Source organism: Gemmata sp. (genome assembly GCF_051859125.1).
In the GTDB taxonomy this organism is placed as follows: domain Bacteria; phylum Planctomycetota; class Planctomycetia; order Gemmatales; family Gemmataceae; genus Gemmata.
The window spans coordinates 1-14,977 of record NZ_JBHYGG010000081.1 but is presented as its reverse complement, the minus strand read 5'-3'; the positions used below and the strand labels follow the sequence as shown (position 1 = coordinate 14,977).

Below are 14,977 nucleotides of genomic sequence, written 5' to 3'. Positions count from 1 at the left end.
CGCGCGTGTGGCGCGGCCGGCACACCCGGCCCTTCTCGACACACCCGGGGTCACGCGACCGGGCGGCCGAGCCGCTCGAGCACCTCGTCGAGCAGGTCCGGGCCGGTCATGCGGTGCGCCGCGACGTGCGGGCATGCCTGCACGCAGAACGGCTCCTCGCCCTTGCACAGGTCGCAGTTCACCGCCCGCCGGGCCGCCGTCACCATCGGGTTGCCGGTCGGGTGCGAGGCGGCCGCGGGGTTCGGCTGCTCGCGGGCGACCATGTGGATCGACCCGTACGGGCAGTTCCGCTCGCACAGCCCGCACCCGATGCAGTGGTCCTCGATGACGACCTCGAGGTGCTGCCCGCGGCGGTGGATCGCGTCGACCGGGCACCCCTCCATGCAGTACGGCTTGTGGCACGACCGGCACGAGGTCGCCACGAGGAAGTCGCCGAACCGCAGCCCCTCGCGGAGCAGCCGGGCGTTCCCGTCGTGCGAGTCGGCGCACGCCCGCGTGCACTCGTCGCACCGGGTGCAGCTCGTCAGGTCGAGCACGAGCAGCCGCTGCCCCTGGTACAGCCCCTGGCGGACGTACTCGCTGAGCACGCCTGGGGTGGTCGCGTGCTTGACGCCGGCGACCGCGGGCCGGGCCGCCGCGCCGAGCGACTCGCGGAGCACCGGGAACGTGTCGCACAGCTTGCGGAACACCGCCCCGGGGACGCGGACCAGTTCGACCGGGTCCAGCGCCGCCACCGACGCGGACCGCATGCCGGGCCGGTCGGACAGCAACGCGCCCTCGCCGAAGTGGTCGCCGGCGGAGAGCAACCGCACCACCTGCTCGCGGCCGCCGATGGTCGTGAACACGCGGACCGTGCCGAGCCGGACCATGTAGAAGTCGCTGGCCGGGTCGCCCTCGGCGACGATGCCGTCGCCGGCCTCGACGCGGCGGAACTCGGCCCCCTCCGTGAGCAGCAGCATCGTCGCCCGCTCGCGCTGCTCGGCGTTGAGCGGCTTGCACAGGTCGCCGCCGGTGACGCACGCCTGGATCGCGCGGAACGTGTACATCTCCTGCAGGTCGTCACGCGCGGAGGCCGACCGGAGCATCATGTCGAGCATGTTCCGGGTGACCTCGTACACCACGACCGGCCCCGGGGTCCGCGGGTCGAGGGTCGCGGTGTACCGCCCGTGCGCGTCGGAGGCGAGCGTGAGGCCCGGGTTGGCCGGCTCGGCCACGGCGATGACGGACGCGGTCCGCGGCCGGTGCGTGAGGCACGTCATCTCGCCGAGCACGAGTTCGTCGCCCGTCGCGACGCGGACGAGCGGGCCGTACCCCGCGTCGCCCTTGGGCGTGCCGCCCCCGAACAGCCGGGCGAAGAACCCGGGCCTGGCCTGCGAGGTGCCCTCGATCCGCGAGTAGATCTCGAACGTGCCGGAGCCCTGGAGCATGAACGCGGTGCTCCCGTACTGCCCCTCCTCGCACAGCACCTTCTTCTGGCCCGGGGCGATCTCCCACTTGCGGACCGCCCCCTCGTTCCACTTCAGGTAGGCGTACGGCACCGACTGGAACGGGAACACGACGCGGGGCCCGCGGGTCGGGCTCACGTACCGGAGCCACACCTGCTGGATCTCGTCGGCCGTGAGGAACCCGGAGTCGGCCGGGAACGGCGTGTTCGGGTTCACCGGGATCTGCGTGGGCGAGTCGGCCCACGCCCGGGGCTGGACCCGCCGCCGCAGCGACAGCGCCCCGGTCGGGCAGCTCGTCATGCACTCCCCGCACTGGACGCAGTTCGACTGGCCCATGATCGCGTCGAGGTCGAAGCTGATGCGGGTGCCGTACCCCTTGCCGGTGTGGCCGATGACCTTGAACGGCTTGACCTCGGAGCACGCCCGCACGCACCGGTCGCACAGGATGCACTTGTCGTGGTCCACGACCACGGTGCGGGACGAGTACGGGTACCCGTCGTGGACCTTGGCGTTCCAGTCCTCCCACGCCTGGTGCGCGCCCGAGCCGCCGGCCCGCTCCTGCTCGTGGCCGTCGGGCGCGAGCGGGAGCGACAGGTGCCGCGGCTTGGGCGACGGGGCGAGGAGCGGGTCGAACGGGTTGGCGGGCTCGCGGGCGGCCGCGGTGTTCCGGCTCGGCAGCTCGGGGGCCCGCTCCAGCCGCTTGCGGACCCGGTCCACGCCGAGGGTCACGAACACCGCGCCGAGTTCGTTGTCGTACCGCTTCGCACTGCCGAGGTCCGGGTGCGCGTGGTCGGCCATGAGGAACTCGGCGAGCAGCTTCACCGAGCCGTTCACGTCGGCGGAGAACCGCTCGACCGACTTCATGTCGGCCTGGTCCTTGGTCTCGGGGTTGTACCCGTCCACCCCGGCCCGGGTGGTGACGACCATGTTGGTCTCGACCCGGTGCTGGCACGCGGGCACGAGCTTGCGGCCCGGGGTGAGCTTGCCCCGCTTCATGCTGCTGATCTGCACCGAGCACATGCGGCACACGGCGACCGGGGCGACGTGCCGCTGGTGGCACAGCACCGGGATGCGGGCCTTGAGGTCGTCTTCCGTCCAGACGCCCTGCTCGACGAGTTGCAGCGCCGCGTCGTAGATCGTGGTGGTCCGGGGCACGAGGCCGCCGTCGGTGTCGCGGAGCGGGTTGCCCAGCGCGTCGGTCTTCGGCACGGCCCGGGGCACGTCGACGGAGTACCCGTCGAGGACGACCGTGACGATGTCCTGGAACCGCTCGCGGGTCTCCTTCTCGCGGCGCACGAGGACGTCGTTGTCGTCGCGGGCGAAGAGGGACTCCTCCTCGCGGCCGGAGGCGAGAACATCTTCAGTCGCAACGGCGGGAGCGTCAGGCATGACACGTCTCAGGTGAGCGGCGTTCGGAACTCAAACGGTCCAGTCTTCCCACTTCAGTCCGGGCACGCGGCCGAAGTCGATCGCGTTGTCGGTCACGACCGTCGCGTCGAGTTCGAGGGCGACGGCGGCGATCTTCAGGTCCATCTTCCCGACGTTCAACTTGAGGCGGACCAACTGGTCGAACCGGTCCAGCGCGGGCTCGGTCGTGGCAAAGATCGGGTAGTGGGCAAGCAACCTCATCGCCTCGGCAAGCTGCTCGCTCGCGAACGCCTCTTGCGCATTGTTCTTCGCGCGGCGGAGCAACGTGAACAGCCGCCGACGACCTCCTCGACATTCACCGAGGTGGTTCCGACCGTCTCCCCGGTTCGACCCGCCACTGCGGCCCTCACCCGCGGGTGCTTCCGCTGGAGGTGCGTGAGCGTTGTTGAATCGAGGAGGTAGACCGCCATCAGTCGGCGTCCGGTACGGTGTTGTGTTCTCGGCGGTACTCCTCAACCGCCTTGACCCAGTCCTCAAACATCGGGCTCTCCCCGAGCTTGGCAGCAGACGAGAGCATGGAGTCCACGTCCGTCACCGTGAGCGTCCGGAGTTGCCCACCCGGCGGGATCTTCTTGGCGACCATCGTTCGCAGCGCCTCGAGCGCGGCGTCCGGCGTCGGGCCGTCGGCAACGAGATCGAGCGGCCCACCGGTTGATGCGCGGAAGCCCGGCGGGTGCGGCACTACGAGTACGGGAAGGTTCATGACGCCACCTCGGAACGGGACGGTGCATTGTAACAGCCCCGCCGCCCGCCGGGTCACGCCCCGTTCGGCTTCTTCGCCACGTCGTCGGGGAAGTACGCCATCACCGTCGCCAGCGGGATCGGCGCGACGTACCCGAGGCCGCAGATCGACGTGAGCTGGAGCGCCTTGGTGATCTCCTTCACGTCGGCCCCCGCGCCCTCGGCCCTCGTGCCGGTGGCCCGGCTGGCGATCAACTCGGAGCCGATCTGCACGAGCTTCTGCGACCCGAGCCGGCACGGGACGCACTTCCCGCACGACTCGTTCCGGTAGAACTCGGTGAAGTTCACCGCCTGGTCGAGGACGTCGGTGCCCTCGGCGTACACGACGAGCCCGGCCCCGAGCATCGCCTCGACCGGGAGCCGGAGCAGCGAGTTCAGGTTGCGGAAGAAGTTCAGGTCGAGCGGGACGCCGAGCAGGTCGACGCTCGTTTCGCCCGGCGGCATGTACGTCTTGATGAACCAGTCCATCACCTCGGCGTCGTTCTTCGAGCGCTCGGCGATGCGGGCCACGGCCTCGGCGCGCTTCTTCTCGTCGAGCTTCGGGTCGAGCGGGAGCCGCGCCGGGAGGAGCCCGCCCGACGGCCCCGACGTCGCGATCGCCTTCAGCTTCCCGATCACGCCGCCGCAGTACTCGGGGCTCTCCACCAGCTCGCGGAACGGCAGCCCGATGGGCACCTCGTACACGCCGGGCCGCTTCACGTCGCCGCTGACCGAGAACAGCCGCCGGCCGCCGAACCCGGCCGTCTTCCCCTCGCCGGGGACGTGCCACCCGCGGCCCGCGTAGGACGTGCCGGCGCGGTTGATGATGAACGGGGTCCAGGCGAGCGTCTCGACGTTGTTCACGACGGTCGGCTTGTCGCGGAGGCCGTTGGTGGTCAGTTCCGGGGGGCGGTTCCGGGGCTGGCTGCGGCGGTCCTCCATCGCCTCGATGAGCGCCGACTGCTCGCCGCAGATGTACCCGCCCGGGCTCTCGAACACCTCGACCGGGAACGCGCGGCCGGTGTTGAACACGTTCGGGCCGCACGCCCCGATCTGCTCGGCCCGGGCGATCTCCTCGCGCAGCTCGTGGATCTGTTCGAGGTACTCGTGGCGGACGTAGATGTACCCCGCGGTCGCGCCGGTCATGAGGCCGGCGAGGATGACGCCCTCGACGAGGAGGTGCGGCATCCGGAGCATGATCTCGCGGTCCTTGAACGTGCCCGGCTCGCTCTCGTCGCCGTTGGAGACGACGTACTTCTCGCCCGGCGGCTCGCGCCACACGTCGAGCCACTTCTGGTACGCCGGCGCGCCGGCCCCGCCCATGCCGAGCAGCCCCGCGGCCTTGAGTTCGGCCAGCAGCGGGTGGTTCTCCTTGACGAACGCGTCGAGCTCCCGGCCGCCGAGGTCGCGGGGGGGCCGCTGGAGCCCGCGGGGGAGCGCGGCGAGGAAGTCGATGAACTTCTTGACCGCCCGGTAGTCGCGGGGCCACCCCTCGCGGGCGTACACGTCGATCTCGACCGGCGTGGTCGCGTTCGTGTGCGGGGCGTACTTCGCGTCGTCGTCGGCCGGCGGGGCCTCGCCCCCGGTCGCGAGGGTGCGGACCAGGTGCTCCAGCTCGCCCCGCGACTTCCCGGCGTACACCCAGGCGTGGACGTGCTCGGGCATCGGGTGCCGCTCGGCCCACGCGACCGGGGCGCGGTCGCACCGGCCCAGGCACGACACGCCCTCGACGCACACCTTCTTGCCGGTCTCCTTGGAGAGCTGGTCGGCCAGCGCCGGGAGCCCCTTCTTCGGGTCGAGCAGCTCGCCGGCCCCGCGGAGGTGGCAGGCCATGTCGCGGCACACCCGCACGACGGTCGGGGCCGGGTCGGTCCGCTCCAGGACGAACGCCGGGAAGAAGCTGCTGATCTCCTCGACGCGGTACAGCGGCACCCCGGTCTCGCGCGCGAGGTCGCGCAGGTCCTTGTCGGGCAGGTGGCCGTGGCGGTTCTGGATCTCGCGGAGCCGCTGCACAATCATGAGCTAACCCGTTGGTTGTCTCGGCGAGCGGGGGGCGGGAGCCCCCCGAGTCTTCGGCCCTGACCCGGACGCGGGGGGCTCCCGCCCCCCGAGTCCGGGTCAGATCGTTGGTCGATCCGTCGGAATCGTTCGCCTCACGCGGGCCGCCACGGAGGGCGGCCCCTACCCGACATTCGCATTTGGTTTGTCGGGGCCGCCCTCCGTGGCGGCCCGCCGATCACCTGTGCGGGTCTCGCCAGGGTTTCGACAACGCAATCGTTGGTCACTTGCCGCCGAGGAAGTCGGCGAGGTCGAGCGGCTTGGCCGGGAACCCGGCCTTCGCGCCGCGGCCCTGGAGCCCGTGGTCCGCGTTGTGGTAGCGGTGGCAGTCCGTGCAACCGTGCCGCACGCCGCCGCCGGCGATCGCGGTCCTGTCCGGCAGCGTCACCTTCGTGCCCGCGGGCGCGTGGCACGCCCTGCACGAGTCGATCCCGAGAATCTGCACCGGTTCCTTCTCGACGAGCTGCGTGCCCGGCGCGGCGTAGGCCGCGGCCGTGCCGGGGTGGCACGTCGCGCACGTCGCGCCGCGGTGCGCCGTGTGGTCGAACAGCGCCCACGGGAACCAGACCGAGTGGTTCGGCAGCTTCGCGACCTTCGCCGGGGCGTCGCCCGCGGCCGGCGTCACGTCGTGGCACTTCGCGCACCCGCCCGCACCGGTGGCGAGCAGCGGCAGCGCCTTCGCGGTCAGCGCATCGGCAGCACCACGGAGTGTGGCGGCCGGTTGGGCGAGCGGCTGGTCGACCATGCCGCCGGGGCCGGCCGGCTGCGCGAGGGCCGGGTGGTCCTTCGCGACGAGCGACCGCAGGTAGCCGCCGCTGACCTCGGCCGTCAGGTCCGCGCCCTGCTTGCGGTGCGGCACGTCGAACCCGGAAATCACGAGGTTCCCGGCGGCCCCGTCCGGCGCGCGGAGCGGGTGGCACGCCCGGCAGTGGGCCTCGAAGTTGATCGGCAGGAGCGTCGCGCCCGCGGCCCGTGCGGGCAGCACCGACCGCGTCGGGTCGCCGGCCGCGTCGAGCGCGAGCTTGAACTTGTCGTACCCCTTCGTGCCGGCCCCGCTGTCGAGTTGGTGGCACGACGCGCAGTCGAGGGTGACGAGGTCGGCGTCGTTCTTCGAATCGGTGTACCGGCCCACGGCGGCCTCGCCGGAGAGCGTCCGGAGCTTGCCGACGGTCATCGCCTCCTGGCCGCCCTTCGTGTGCGCCTGGCCCGGGTTCATGTGCAGCGAGTGGCTGAACTTGAGGGTCCGCTCGGGCGGCGCCTTCAGCGGCCGGAACTCGGGGTGGTCGGTGACGAAGTTGGTGACCTTCGCCTCGCACTTCGGGCTGCCGTTGGCCGCGTTCGCGGGGAGGTTGGCGTGGCACCGGGTGCAGTCGGAGTCGGCGAGGCGGACGAGCGAGAAGTTCCGGCCGTTGTGGTCGCGGTGGCAGTTCGAGCACTGCGCGTGGAACTCGCGGCCGGTGGCGGTCAGGTTGTCGTTGTGGGCGGCCCCGGCGTGGCACTTCTCGCAGGTCATCGCCTGCCACCGGGTCCGGGTGTCGAACATCGACGCGGCGCTGATGCCCGAGGTGGACGACGGGACGTGGCACGCGGCGCAGTCGTTCTCCCACGCGGCGTGCGGGCTGGCGACCGGCCCGTGGCTGAACGAGTACGCGACCCTGGCGGGGGCGGCGACCTCGGCGACGGCCCACAGGGCGGCGAGGCCGAAGGCGACGGCGGCGAGGAGGTAGCGGCCGCCGCGGAGGCCGTCGGGCCGGCGGAAGTACCGCCGGTTGCCGGTGTAGCGGTCGGAGAGGTCGCGGCTCGGTGAGCGAGGCATATGCGATCCGTGGACGGCAGCGAGCGGGTGACCGTCAGGGGGGACGGGTCCGCCCCACCCGCGCCAGCCCTCCGCCGCCGACTCTCCTGAGTAGTAAGGGAAGTCACCAGTGTACCGCCGCCCGGCCGCGGACCACAACCCGCGGTCACCAGTATTTCAGCGCCTTGACGGCGTGCAGCACCATGAGCGTGGCCATCGCGGCCGACAGCGGCAGGTGGACGGCCAGCCAGTTGTGCAGCCAGAAGTGCATCCGCGCCTGCGCGTCCCACTGGCGGCGGAGCCCGGCGAGTTCGTGCAGCCGCTCGACCGCGGGGGCGGCGACCTCGGGCACGGCGGCCCGCAACCGGGTGAACCGCTGCTCGCCCTCGGTCAGCGACGCGAGTGGCGACCCGGACCGCTTCCCGACGTGCAGGTACGGCAGCAGCAGTTGGTCCAGGAACGCGAGCAGTTCCGCCGCCTGGGGGCCGATCACCGACGGCTCGGCCGACTCGGCCTCGGGCGGCACGGTCACCAGCGCGTGAACGAGCCGGGCCGCCTCCTGGGCGTGGTACTCGCCGACGTAGTCGATCTGCGACGCGATCGTCTCCTGCGGCACGTGCGCCAGGATCCGCTGGGGGAGCCACTGCTGGAGGATCAGCCCCCAGATGCCGCTCGCGGTGACGAGCAGGAACAGCACCAGCGTCGCGGCGCTGAGCGGGCCGCCGAGCCCGAACCCCGCGTGGACGAGCACGACCGGCAGGCAGACCAGGCCGAGCCAGATGTGCAGCCACATCCACACCCGGGCGAACCCGAGCCGGTAGCCGCGGAGCCGCTTCCGGCCCAGCAGCGCCATCTCGAAGAACACGATCGCCCCGGCGACGAACCCGAGGGTGACGCCCAGGGGGCTGCTCGGCTGGGGCGGCCACGCCCACAGGCCGGCGGCCGCGCCGACCGCGGCGAGGGCGACCCCGACGACCGTGACGGCGACCGTCGCGCCGACGATGTACGCGACCCGACCCCGAACCGATCTCGTCCTTCCGACAAGCACGCGCGGCTCCGCAGGGCTTAGGGGCTATGGTGGTTAGTGAAGGGTAAGGTACGCGACCGCGGCGCGGCGGTCAACGACTTGCGGTCAGGAACTTGAAGATCGGACGCCACCGCCGCCCCCCGCCGGACCGGCGGCGCGGGGTCACCCGAAGAGGCGGGCCATCAGGAAGATGAGCGCGGCGGCGAACAGCATCCCGACCGCGACGCCCCAGAGTTGCGAGTCCGCTTTCCCCTTCGCCTCCGCCTTCCCCGGGGCGGGCGCGGCCGCGGGTGCCGGGGCGGCCTCGGGCACCTGCACGTGGGCCAGCGCCGCCGTCGGAACCGCCGTGGCCATGGGAACGGCCCCCGACGCGGGGGTCGCAACGGGGACCGCGGCGAGCGCGGCCGCACGCGCCGAGGGCTCGACGAGGTTGAAGTCGGGTACGGACCGGGGGGAATCGAAGGCGGCGAACGGGTCGGCCCCCGGGTCCAGGGCCGCGAACGACGGCGGCGTCTGGTTCGGGAGGGGCCGCGGCGCGCCCGCGCCCGCCTCGATCAGGCGGATCTCGGCGGCGAGCGCCTCGGCCGACGGCGGCCGGCCGGCCGGCTTCTTCGCGAGCAACTGCATCACCAGGGCCGACAGCGCCGGCGGCACGGCGGGGTTGACCTCGACCGGCGAGCGGGGGGTCTCGATCGCCAGCGCGGTCAGCAGTTCGACGACGTTCTCGCCCACGAACGGCAGCGCCCCGGCGCACATCTCGTACATGACGATGCCGAGGCTGAACAGGTCGCTGCGGGCGTCGAGCTTGAGGTTCCGGGCCTGCTCGGGCGACATGTACGAGGGCGTGCCGAGGACCATCCCCTTGCCGGTCAGCACGGTCCGCGGGGAGCCGTCGGAGCTGGTGATCCGGGCGATGCCGAAGTCGAGGATGCGGACCCGGAGCCGCTTCCCCTCGAGCCAGACGTTCGCCGGCTTGATGTCGCGGTGGATCAGCCCCTGCTCGTGCGCGGCGGCGAGCCCCTCGGCGATCTCCCGGCCGATCCGCAGCACCTCGGCGACCGGCGGCCGCGGGTTCGCCTGGAGCGCCGCCTGGAGCGTCATCCCCCGGAGCAGCGGCATCGCGATGTACGGGACGTCGCGGTCCTCGCCGACCTGGAAGATGGCGACGATGTGCTCGTGGTGGACCTTGGCCTGCGCCCGGGCCTCGCGGAGGAACCGGGCCTTCGCGTCGGGGTCGGCGGCGTGCTCGGGGAGCATGACCTTCAGCGCGACCTCGCGCTGGAGGGTCGGGTCCTCGGCGCGGAACACCGCGCCCATCCCGCCGTACCCGAGGGGGCCGAGGACGCGGTACGGCCCGAGCCGGCCGATCTCGTCGTTCTGCTGGGGCGGGGCGAGGAACTGGTACTGGCCCGGGGTCGGGATGCCGGGGGGCGACGCGAGGGTGGCGTGCGGGCTCCCGGTCTCGGCGTCGAGGACGAGGCTGATCGGCCCGGTCGGGGCCGCGGGCACCGCGGCCCCGCACCTGGGGCAGGTCGCCGGGGGCGCGGCGGCCCCGTCTCCGAGGGGGGCGCTGCAACTCGGACACGTCGCATGGGTGACCATCACACTCCCCGGGCGGCTCGGCACACCACCGTATTTTGCCAACCGCGGTGGGGATGACAACGCCGATTCGGTCCGGCCGCCGATCCCGATCGCGGGAATCGACTTGCCTCGGGTGCGGAAAACCCAGACGATAGACCTCAAACGCGCACACTACCCGCGCCACACCAGAGCCGCCTCGAGGGGTCCGTGATTCCGAACGCTCGCACGCTCGCGATCGCCGCCGTGGCCGCCGCCGCGGTCCTGGTGTGGGTCGGGCTCCAGGCCCGGTCCCCCGGGGCCGTCACGGTGCCGGCCCCGCCGGGGCCGCCCGCCGGCGCGGCCGTCCCGCTGCACACCGCCGTCGGCAACACCGGGTGCATGTCGGCCGCGTGCCACGGGAACCCCGCGGGCAAGGCGCTGAGCGGCACGTTCGACGCGAGCACCTGGGAGGGGTCCGGCACCTGCTGGGCCGCCCGCGACCCGCACACCCGCGCCTACAGCCTGCTCACCGACAAGCCGGTGCGGCCCGTTCGCGCCACCGCCGCCCAGATCATGGAGCGGATGCACAGCCCGGTCCCGGCGACCGAGGACGCGCGGTGCCTCGCGTGCCACAGCAACCCGGCCCTCGCCACCCGCGACTCGAAGGACCCGCACGTCGTTTCGCTGCGGCAGGAAGGTGTGGGCTGCGAGTCGTGCCACGGGAACGCGAGCGGCTGGCTCCGCCCGCACACCACCTGGAGGGCCGACACCAGGGCCGAGTACGCCGCGGTCGGCATGACCCCGCTGTTCGACGTCGGCGACCGGGCGGCGACCTGCCTCGGGTGCCACGTGGGCGCGCCCGCGGACCCGGAGCGCGGCCTCGCGGTCCGCGACATGAACCACGACATGATCGCCGCCGGGCACCCGCGGCTGAACTTCGACTTCGCCGAGTTCCACCGCGAGTTGCCGAAGCACTGGCAGGAGAAGGAGCGCACGGCGAGCGGCCCGAAGCCGCGGGGCCCGGCGTTCGACGCGAGGCTGTGGCTCGTCGGCCGCGTCGCGCAGGCCGAGGCCGCGTGCAAGCTGCTCGCGTCGCGGGCCGACCGCGCGCGGGCCGGCGACCCCCGCACCCCGTGGCCCGAACTGGCCGAGTTCAACTGCGCCGCGTGCCACCACGACCTGTCCGAGCCGTGGCGGAGCGAGCCCGCGGCCCGCGGCGACCGGCCGCTCGGGGCGCTCAAGTGGCAGACCGTCTGGCCGGTGACCACAGCCCCCGAGTTCGGTGCGGTTCGACCGGTCGTGACGGCGATGCAGCGGGCGCGGCCGGCCGGGTTCGGAGAAATCGGCCCGCTCGCTCACCAATCCGCCGCGAACCTGTCAGAACTGCGGCAGACTCTCGTCGGGGCGGCCGATGCTGACCTGGTGGGCCGGGCGCGGCAGGCATTCCTCGGCGGCGTGGGCGAGAACCCCGAGTGGGACACCGACGGGCAGGTGCTCTGGGGGCTGGCGGCGCTCCAGCGCTCGCGGCTGATCGACCGCCCGGTGGGCGAGTTCGACCGGGCGTTCGACGCGGTCCGCCGCCGCGACTGGGCCGCCGCCCGGCCGCTGCTCGACAAGTTGTTCGTCAAGCCCTAGCCGCCCCGCTCGGGAATCCGCGCAAGGATGCGGACCTTCAGTCCAGAGCCAGCCGTGCGATCAGCAGTCGTGGTCGGGGTCGTGATGTTCGGGGTGGCCGGGTCCGGGCTGTTCAAGCGGGTCGAGGTCCCGCCCCCGGCCGGCGACACCCCCGTGCCGACCGCGAAGCCCTACGGGCTCGCCCGGCCGCCCTTCGGGACGGCCTCGAGTACCAGTTGCGCCGCGGCCTCGTGCCACGGCGGCGGCAAGCTCGACACGCCCCGCAGCGAGTACTCGACGTGGGCCGCCACGGCGTTCACCAACCGCAAGCTCTACGACCCGCACGCCACCGCCTACCGGGTCCTGTTCAACGACGACTCGGTCCGCATCGGCAAGCTGCTCGGCATCAAGGAGCCGCACCGGGAGGCACTGTGCCTCAAGTGCCACTCCACCGAGGGCGTGAGGCCCGAGGAGGCGATGAGCGAGGGGGTCGGCTGTTCGGCGTGCCACGGGCCGTCGGACAAGTGGGTCAACGTCCACATGCTCCCCGAGTGGAAGGCGCTCTCGAACGAGACCAAGTACACCGACTACGGGTTCGTCCCGGGGAAGAACCTCGTCGCCCGTATGACGAACTGCGTCACCTGCCACGTCGGCGACGCCGACCGCGAGGTGAACCACGACCTGATCGCCGCCGGGCACCCGCGGCTCGCGTTCGAGTACACGCGGTTCCAGTTCAACCCGGCGTACCGGCACCACTGGGACGAGGTGCTGCCGCAGCCCGACTTCGAGGTGCGGGCGTGGACCGTCGGCCAGGCCGTGACGCTCCGGGCCGCGACCGATCTGCTCCGGGTCCGGGCCGAGCGGGCCGCCGCGAGCGACAGCAAGACCCCTTGGCCCGAGTTCGCCGGCCTGAGCTGCTACGCCTGCCACCAGTCGGTCACTGGGGGCGACGTGGGCCGCGACGCGGCGCACCCGCGGCGGACGGCGGGCGTCCCGGGGTGGGAGCTGTGGTCGACCGCGGCGGCGGGGGTCGCGGCGGAGCTGTGCCCGGACGCCTTCCCGGGGGTGGCCCCGCCGGGGCTGCGCGAACTCGCCGCACTTCGTAAACTGATGCAAAAGCGGTCACCGGACCCGAAGGCCGTCGCGGCCCGTGCGAAGCGCGCGGTGGCGGAACTCGACGCGTGGCTCGCGGCGCTCCAGGCCGCGCAGGACAAGGGGCAGATGCCCCCGCTCGCCCCGGCCGCGCCCCGCAAGTTCGCGCACGCCCTCGCGGCGGACGCGCTCTCGGCCGACCGGGCGCTGCTCGCGGACTACGACTGGGACGCCAACTCGGCGCACTACCTCGGGGCCGCGGCGATGTACCACGCCGCGGGCGGCCGGGCGAACGAGCCCAGGTGGAGCGGCCCGGTGTTCGGGCTGGCCAGCGAACTGGAGTTCCCGAAGCGGAAGCCCGGCGAGCGGTTCGACAGCCCGGCCGGGTTCGGGGACGCCAGGCGGACGCGGGTCCGCGACTCGTTCCGCGAGTTGTTCGACGCGACCGGCGGCCGGTAACGATCATTTCGCCCCCGGCCGACCGGGCCGGGGGCCTCGCAGAGCAGACACCCGGGGAATGCCATGTGGCGAATGCTGACGGCGTTGGGCGTAGCGGCGGGCGCGGTGGTTCTCGGCCTCGCCTCCGGGTCGCGTGCCACCCCGGCCGCCCCGCAGGACAAGGCCGACCCGCGGCCCGCGGCCGCGCCCGGGTGCGACTACCTCGGCAAGGGGCCGACGCGGGACACCGCGGGCGACCTCTCCGCCGGCATCCAGGCGTGTGAACTGTGCCACGTCGGCTCGACCAAGGGCCAGGCCGCCAAGTTCCTCAAGGTGTACCAGTCCGACGAGTTCGTGCTGCTCAACGAGTCCGAGACCTGGGTGAACTCCGACATCCACAGCCACGCCACCAAGTGCCTGACCGGGCCGCTCGGCAAGCAGATGTCGGCGAACCTCAAGTACAACGTCGCCGAGGCCCCGGCGTGCCTCGCGTGCCACTCGGCCGACAAGAGCCCCACGAAGCCGCTCGCCGACAAGAAGTACAAGGACTTCGCCACCGCCGACGGCGGGGTGAACTGCACCGTGTGCCACGGGCTGTACGAGCGGTGGCAGTCGGACCACTACAAGACGCCGGACCAGGAGGGCCAGCCGCTCCCGTGGCGGTCGAAGGGGCCGGACTACAAGTGGGAGCGGGGCATGGCCGACCTCCGGAACCCGGTGGTGAAGGCCAAGCTGTGCGCGTCGTGCCACATCGGCAACTCGGCCGAGGGCAAGGTCGTCACCCACGAGATGTACGCGGCCGGGCACCCGCCGCTCCCGCCGTTCGAGCTGGCGTCGTACATGGAGGCCGAGCCCAAGCACTGGGCGTACCCGACCGACCCGAAGCTCAAGTACTTCGCCGGCCTCCCGGCCGAGGACCGGTGGAGCAAGTTCCACTTCCACCCCGAGAAGGACGAGTCGTACCTGACCCGGCACTACGCCGTCGGCGCGATCGCGGCGCTGCGGGCCGAGGCCGAGGTGATGCTGGCCGACGCCGAGGCCAGCATCAAGGGCGGCGACGGGATCGACTTCGCCCGGTTCGACTGCTACGCCTGCCACCACGACCTGAAGTACCCCAGCGAGCGGCAGAAGCGGGGGTACGAGTCGGTCCCCGGCCGGCCCACGCTGCGGACCGCGACCGGCGTTCCCGCGTCGCTCGTTGCGAAGCACGCCGAGGGGATCGAGGCCGGCGGGCTGAAGGGCAAGGCCGCCGGGTTCGAGGAGAAGTGGGCGGCGCTGCGGAAGGCCGCGACCTCGCGACCGTTCGGCGACCCGAAGGCGGTGCAGGCGGCCGCGAAGGGCGTGGTCGAGTGGTGCGACGCGTTCCTCGCCGTGCAGTGCGAGGCCGCGGCCCCGCTGTACACCCCGGACCAGGCCAAGCGGCTCCTCGGCATGATCCAGGGGGCGGCGACCGGCCCGTCCTCGCTGGCCGACGCGGAAGCGGCGATGGTGCTGTCGTGGGGCTACCTGACGCTCGCCAAGGAGGCGAAGCTGCCGCTGCCCGACGGGAAGCTCCAGGGGCTGTCGAAGGTGTTCCCGCTGAACGTCCGCGTCGAGCCGTACTCCGCGAAGGGGACGGAGGGCGCGCCCGTGCCGGCCCAGTTCCCGCCGCGAATGAAGGCCGTCAACGCCTTCGAGTCGATGATGTTCCGCGACGCCTTCCTCGGCCTGACCGGCGGGAAGTAATTGGAATTGGCGAGCGGGGGGGGGGGGGCCCCCCCCGGGGTTTAAACACCCGGGGGGGCCGGCCCCCCCCCCGCC

Annotated in this window: 10 protein-coding genes; 3 read left to right on the top strand and 7 right to left on the bottom strand. The window is 72.7% G+C overall.

All coding sequences use genetic code 11. The features are described from left to right. Window positions 1-50: 50 nt before the first annotated feature. From ACTIGN_RS09435 to ACTIGN_RS09405, 7 genes are all read right to left on the bottom strand, one after another. Entirely contained in the window at window positions 51-2,834 is a 2,784-nt protein-coding gene (locus ACTIGN_RS09435) for a cyclic nucleotide-binding domain-containing protein (RefSeq protein ID WP_439623140.1), read from the bottom strand. Between the two features lie 30 nt (window positions 2,835-2,864). Next, entirely contained in the window at window positions 2,865-3,074 is a 210-nt protein-coding gene (locus ACTIGN_RS09430) for a type II toxin-antitoxin system VapC family toxin (protein ID WP_439623138.1), read from the bottom strand. Between the two features lie 208 nt (window positions 3,075-3,282). Next, window positions 3,283-3,576 carry a hypothetical protein gene (locus tag ACTIGN_RS09425; protein ID WP_439623136.1) on the bottom strand — a complete coding sequence of 98 codons (294 nt, stop codon included), beginning with the start codon at window positions 3,574-3,576 and terminating at the stop codon, window positions 3,283-3,285. 53 nt (window positions 3,577-3,629) lie between these two features. Then, on the bottom strand, window positions 3,630-5,612 hold the full coding sequence (locus ACTIGN_RS09420) for an NADH-ubiquinone oxidoreductase-F iron-sulfur binding region domain-containing protein (RefSeq protein ID WP_439623134.1): 1,983 nt from the start codon (window positions 5,610-5,612) through the stop codon (window positions 3,630-3,632). 262 nt (window positions 5,613-5,874) lie between these two features. Then, window positions 5,875-7,467, bottom strand: a complete 1,593-nt coding sequence (locus tag ACTIGN_RS09415) for a cytochrome c3 family protein (RefSeq protein ID WP_439623132.1) — start codon at window positions 7,465-7,467, stop codon at window positions 5,875-5,877. A 145-nt stretch (window positions 7,468-7,612) separates the two neighbouring features. Next, window positions 7,613-8,494, bottom strand: a complete 882-nt coding sequence (locus tag ACTIGN_RS09410) for a hypothetical protein (protein ID WP_439623130.1) — start codon at window positions 8,492-8,494, stop codon at window positions 7,613-7,615. 141 nt (window positions 8,495-8,635) lie between these two features. Further along, on the bottom strand, window positions 8,636-9,982 hold the full coding sequence (locus ACTIGN_RS09405) for a protein kinase domain-containing protein (RefSeq protein WP_439623128.1): 1,347 nt from the start codon (window positions 9,980-9,982) through the stop codon (window positions 8,636-8,638). 279 nt (window positions 9,983-10,261) lie between these two features. Here ACTIGN_RS09405 and ACTIGN_RS09400 point away from each other — a divergent pair, with 279 nt between their 5' ends. The 3 genes from ACTIGN_RS09400 to ACTIGN_RS09390 all read left to right on the top strand — a co-directional run bounded on the left by ACTIGN_RS09400 (window position 10,262) and on the right by ACTIGN_RS09390 (window position 14,902). Next, a complete protein-coding gene (locus ACTIGN_RS09400) occupies window positions 10,262-11,668 on the top strand; it encodes a multiheme c-type cytochrome (RefSeq protein WP_439623126.1) in 1,407 nt (468 codons plus the stop codon). Between the two features lie 54 nt (window positions 11,669-11,722). Further along, complete coding sequence (locus ACTIGN_RS09395; protein ID WP_439623124.1) at window positions 11,723-13,198, top strand: multiheme c-type cytochrome; 1,476 nt, start codon at window positions 11,723-11,725, stop codon at window positions 13,196-13,198. Between the two features lie 72 nt (window positions 13,199-13,270). Further along, complete coding sequence (locus ACTIGN_RS09390) at window positions 13,271-14,902, top strand: multiheme c-type cytochrome (RefSeq protein ID WP_439623122.1); 1,632 nt, start codon at window positions 13,271-13,273, stop codon at window positions 14,900-14,902. Window positions 14,903-14,977: the final 75 nt, after the last annotated feature.

Bases quoted from the DNA above. Each gene is read 5' to 3' on its own strand.
- ACTIGN_RS09435 (WP_439623140.1), bottom strand. From the start codon at position 2,834: ATGCCTGACGCTCCCGCCGTTGCGACTGAAGATGTTCTCGCCTCCGGC.
- ACTIGN_RS09430 (WP_439623138.1), bottom strand. From the start codon at position 3,074: ATGAGGTTGCTTGCCCACTACCCGATCTTTGCCACGACCGAGCCCGCG.
- ACTIGN_RS09425 (WP_439623136.1), bottom strand. From the start codon at position 3,576: ATGAACCTTCCCGTACTCGTAGTGCCGCACCCGCCGGGCTTCCGCGCA.
- ACTIGN_RS09420 (WP_439623134.1), bottom strand. From the start codon at position 5,612: ATGATTGTGCAGCGGCTCCGCGAGATCCAGAACCGCCACGGCCACCTG.
- ACTIGN_RS09415 (WP_439623132.1), bottom strand. From the start codon at position 7,467: ATGCCTCGCTCACCGAGCCGCGACCTCTCCGACCGCTACACCGGCAAC.
- ACTIGN_RS09390 (WP_439623122.1), top strand. From the start codon at position 13,271: ATGCTGACGGCGTTGGGCGTAGCGGCGGGCGCGGTGGTTCTCGGCCTC.